This window comes from Alcanivorax sp., assembly GCF_051117345.1.
GTDB lineage: Bacteria > Pseudomonadota > Gammaproteobacteria > Pseudomonadales > Alcanivoracaceae > Alcanivorax.
The window spans coordinates 1-3,688 of record NZ_JBNPEC010000021.1; the positions used below are offsets into that span (position 1 = coordinate 1).

Annotated in this window: 3 protein-coding genes; all 3 read right to left on the reverse strand. The window is 60.1% G+C overall.

Annotation, left to right across the window (positions count from 1 at the left end; all coding sequences use genetic code 11):
• Nucleotides 1-67: 67 nt before the first annotated feature.
• Entirely contained in the window at nucleotides 68-352 is a 285-nt protein-coding gene (locus tag ACFE0K_RS01590; protein WP_434534392.1) for a hypothetical protein, read from the reverse strand.
• 552 nt (nucleotides 353-904) lie between these two features.
• On the reverse strand, nucleotides 905-1,873 hold the full coding sequence (locus tag ACFE0K_RS01595; protein ID WP_434534394.1) for an aldo/keto reductase: 969 nt from the start codon (nucleotides 1,871-1,873) through the stop codon (nucleotides 905-907).
• Between the two features lie 171 nt (nucleotides 1,874-2,044).
• On the reverse strand, nucleotides 2,045-3,688 hold a 1,644-nt coding region (locus ACFE0K_RS01600; protein WP_434534393.1), incomplete at its 5' end, for an efflux RND transporter permease subunit.

Below are 3,688 nucleotides of genomic sequence, written 5' to 3' on the forward strand. Positions count from 1 at the left end.
CAGTAGGATCATTCATGGCGGGTGTGGTCTCCGGGAAATGGCGCGGATCGGCCTTAGCAACCAAATCCTACGTCAGTTCAACGGCTTGCACCACATCCGCCAACCCGCCGTGAATTATTCGGGCTAGCAGCATGCCCAGTTTGAACCACAACCTGTTGGGTAGGCGCAGGCTCTGCGGCGCAAACATGGCGAGGGCAATAAAAACAGCCGCAATGCATAGCAAAAGCCATCGCGGCGCGGCGCCACCAGTGACCGGCCATAGCCCAATCAGCAAAAAGACCGCAGCGAAGACCAGCCCGAAATTCCGTTCGGAGCCCATCCTGACCGAGGTATTGAACTGATGATCACTCATTTGGAACCACACAGGTAAACAACCTGTACTATACATAGCAAAATCGACGGGGTTAGTCGCCAGTTAATATTCGCGTAAAAATTAAGCACATGATGCGGTTTTGCACAAATCGAAAGAGGGATCCGCTGCGTAAACCCGGATTGATAACCTGGGAGGCATGAGCCATAGGGCTCAAACGAAATACAAAGCCGCGAACCGGGCTGCTTGCAAGGAGGCGTTGAAGTAACGTAGGTCGGGGACTGTGTGTGTCGCTCCCGAGATGCCGTGGACGCTGCCGCCGGGTGGGAAACGTGCTCGCCAGCCCGGCCTCAACGATGCCGGGATCCGTTACATCACCTTTCGTGAGCAGCCGTCCTTTCAGATTTGTCTCGCAGACGCTGCCAGCTAATCAAGCGTTTCGGCAGGTTTGATGCCCCCGACAGCGGGATCAGACCACATGGCATGGCCTCGGCATGCTCTCGCAAACCGGCATGTGAAATTGGCCGCAGCCTGGCCCTTCTGATCCAGCTAGGACTTTCACACCCGCCCCTTAGGCATGGGATGGAACGATGATCAGACCGGTTGCGGATTGCGTTCCGGGAATGCGCGTTGGTGCCAATACGGATAGGGAACGGGAGTGGTGCTGGCTTCGTCAAGCAGACGCATTTGTTCGGCATCCAGCTCCCAGCCGGTGGCCTCCATGTTGTTGCGCAACTGAGCTTCGCTGCTAACGCCGATGATGAGGCTTGCCACGGTCGGCCGCTGCAGAAGCCAGTTCAGTGCGATCTGGGCTTCGCTTTTGCCTGTGTCACGAGCCACCTCCCCCAATGCTGCAAGTACGCGCTCAAGAAGGGTCTCGTCGTAAAGCGGCGGTGCATAGTTCGGGGTTGCGTCCTTGTGCCGGCCTGCTGAAGCGTGCTTCCCACCACCCTTCAGGCGCCCCCACCCAAGCGGGCTCCACACCAGGGCTGAAACGCCTTGATCCAGGCCCAGTGGCATCAGTTCCAATTCGTAATCGCGACCGATGAGCGAATAATACACCTGATGCGCCACCAGTGGCTGCCAACCGTTGTATCGTGCCGCAGCCTGAGACTTCATCAACTGCCAGCCGGCATAGTTCGAGACACCCAGGTGCCGAACTTTCCCCGCTTTCACCAGGTCATCCAGCACCTCCATGGTTTCTTCGACCGGTGTCATTGCGTCAAACGCATGGAGCTGGAACAGGTCAATATAGTCGGTGCGCAGACGGCTCAGCATTCCCTCGACAGCAGTCAGCAGGTGGCCGCGTGAACTGCCCACGTCATGTTCGCCCGCCCCGGTCCGCAAACCCGCCTTCGTGGAGATGATCACCTTGTCCCGGCGCCCGTTGATTGCCTGCCCGAGCACCATTTCGGCATTTCCGCCGGAATAGACGTCCGCGGTGTCGAACATGTTCAGCCCCTCGTCGAGACAGATGTCGACAAGACGCCGGGCTGCACCCGCATCATTGCCAGACCATGGCCCGGACGTGAAACTCGCCGTCCCCAAGCTGAGAACGGGCACAGACAGGGCACGATCGCCCAGCCAACGACGGTCCAATGCGTGTCTCCTTCCACGATTGATTGAACTGACCTTGATCAGATACTTTTCCGATAAGACGTCGGGATTGGATCAGGTATTCCGATCCGGTTTCAGGCTTTGCTCCAGTCCATCACTGCACCCTCCCCCCTGCGGTCACGCCTGTCCGCCGGAAAGCGGTGCCCTGCCCCGAGCCTTGAGCAGGCGCCTGCCACTGGTGATCGCCTGACCGAAATCCTTCTGCACCGCCAGCAAAGCCGGCACCAGAAGGATGACAAGGAACAGCCCGACGCCCAGCCCGTAGGCCAGCGTGATGACTGTCGGCAGCAGGAACTGGGCCTGGCGACTGGTCTCGAACAGCAGCGGCGCCAGGCCGAACACAGTCGTTGCGGTCGTCAGCACGACCGCACGCAACCGGTCGCAAACACCGTTGACCACGGCCTGCCGGAAGGGATGGTCCTTGGCGTATTCGTCGATAGTGGTCACCAGCACGATGCTGTCGTTGATGATGATGCCCGCCATGCCGATGAAACCGACCACGGAGAACATCGACAGCGGAATGCCGTGCAGGTAGTGACCCCAGATCATGCCGACGCAGCCGAAGGGAATGATGATCATGATCATCAGCGGCCGGGTCCAGGATTCGAAGATCCAGCAGAGCACCAGGTAGATGCCGGCCAGACACATGGCGAAGCCGATCAATGCATCGGAGAGGAACGAGCGTTCCTGCTCCGCCAGCCCGCTCATCTCGCTTTCGACGTCATAGTCGGCGGCAAGCTGTGGCAGAAGCTCGTTCTGCAGCATGTCGGTCACTCGGGCAGCGGCTGCCGGATTGTCCTCCGATACATCACCGAAAACCCGCAGCGTGCGCAGCCCGTCGCTGCGGCGGACCGAGGCAAAGCCGTAGGTGCTGTCGATGCTGACAAACTCGCTCAGGGAAACATAGGTGCCCGCTTCGGTGCGCACCCGCGTTGAATAGAGAAACGCGGCATCCGTTTCCTCATCCGGCAACAGCACTTTCACTGTCGCCGTTCGCCTGCCGATCGGAAACTCGGCAACCTCGATGCCCTCCAGCCGGTTGCGCAGAATGCGGGCGATTTCCTCCGTGGTGAAGCCAAGGGCTTCGCCGCGCGGTGTCAGCGTCAGGTTCAGCTCCGGCTTGTCGTAGGCCAGCGTATCCTCCAGCGCGCTGACGCCTTCCATAGGCGCCAGAGACTGCTTCAGGCTTTCTGCAGCGGCTTTCAGGTTTTCCGTGGAGTTGCCGTAGAGCTTGATGTCGATCGCGTCGCCCCCCGGACCTGAGCGCTCGCCGCGCAGGGCCATCGTTTCCAGAAGCGGCGGATTTATGATCTCCTCACGCCAGTCGCCGATGAACTGAAAGGCCGAATAGGGCCGAAGGTCGGGGTCGAGCAGTTCTATGGAAATCCCGCCAAGCTGGTCGGCGTCCTTGGTATCTGCCCCCATGAGGCCGCGCCCTGCCGTCGCACCGACGGTGGAGAGCGCGAAGACCACCGGTTCGGCACCATATTGCTCGCTGTATCGCCGGTTGACCACGTCAAGCGCGCGTTCCATCTCCGCAATCATCGCCTTGGTGTCTTCGCGTTTTGCCCCGGGCATCATGGCAATGCTGGCGGAAACCACCGCCTGTTCCGGCGCATTGAAGAACCGCCAGCGAACCGACTTGTCGAAAACCAAGGTGCGCGACAGCGCCAGGACCAACAGCGCAAAGCCGATAGCCGGACCCCGCACGGCGAGAACCCAGCCGACGAACCGGCGAAACAGCGTTACCCGGAACCAGAC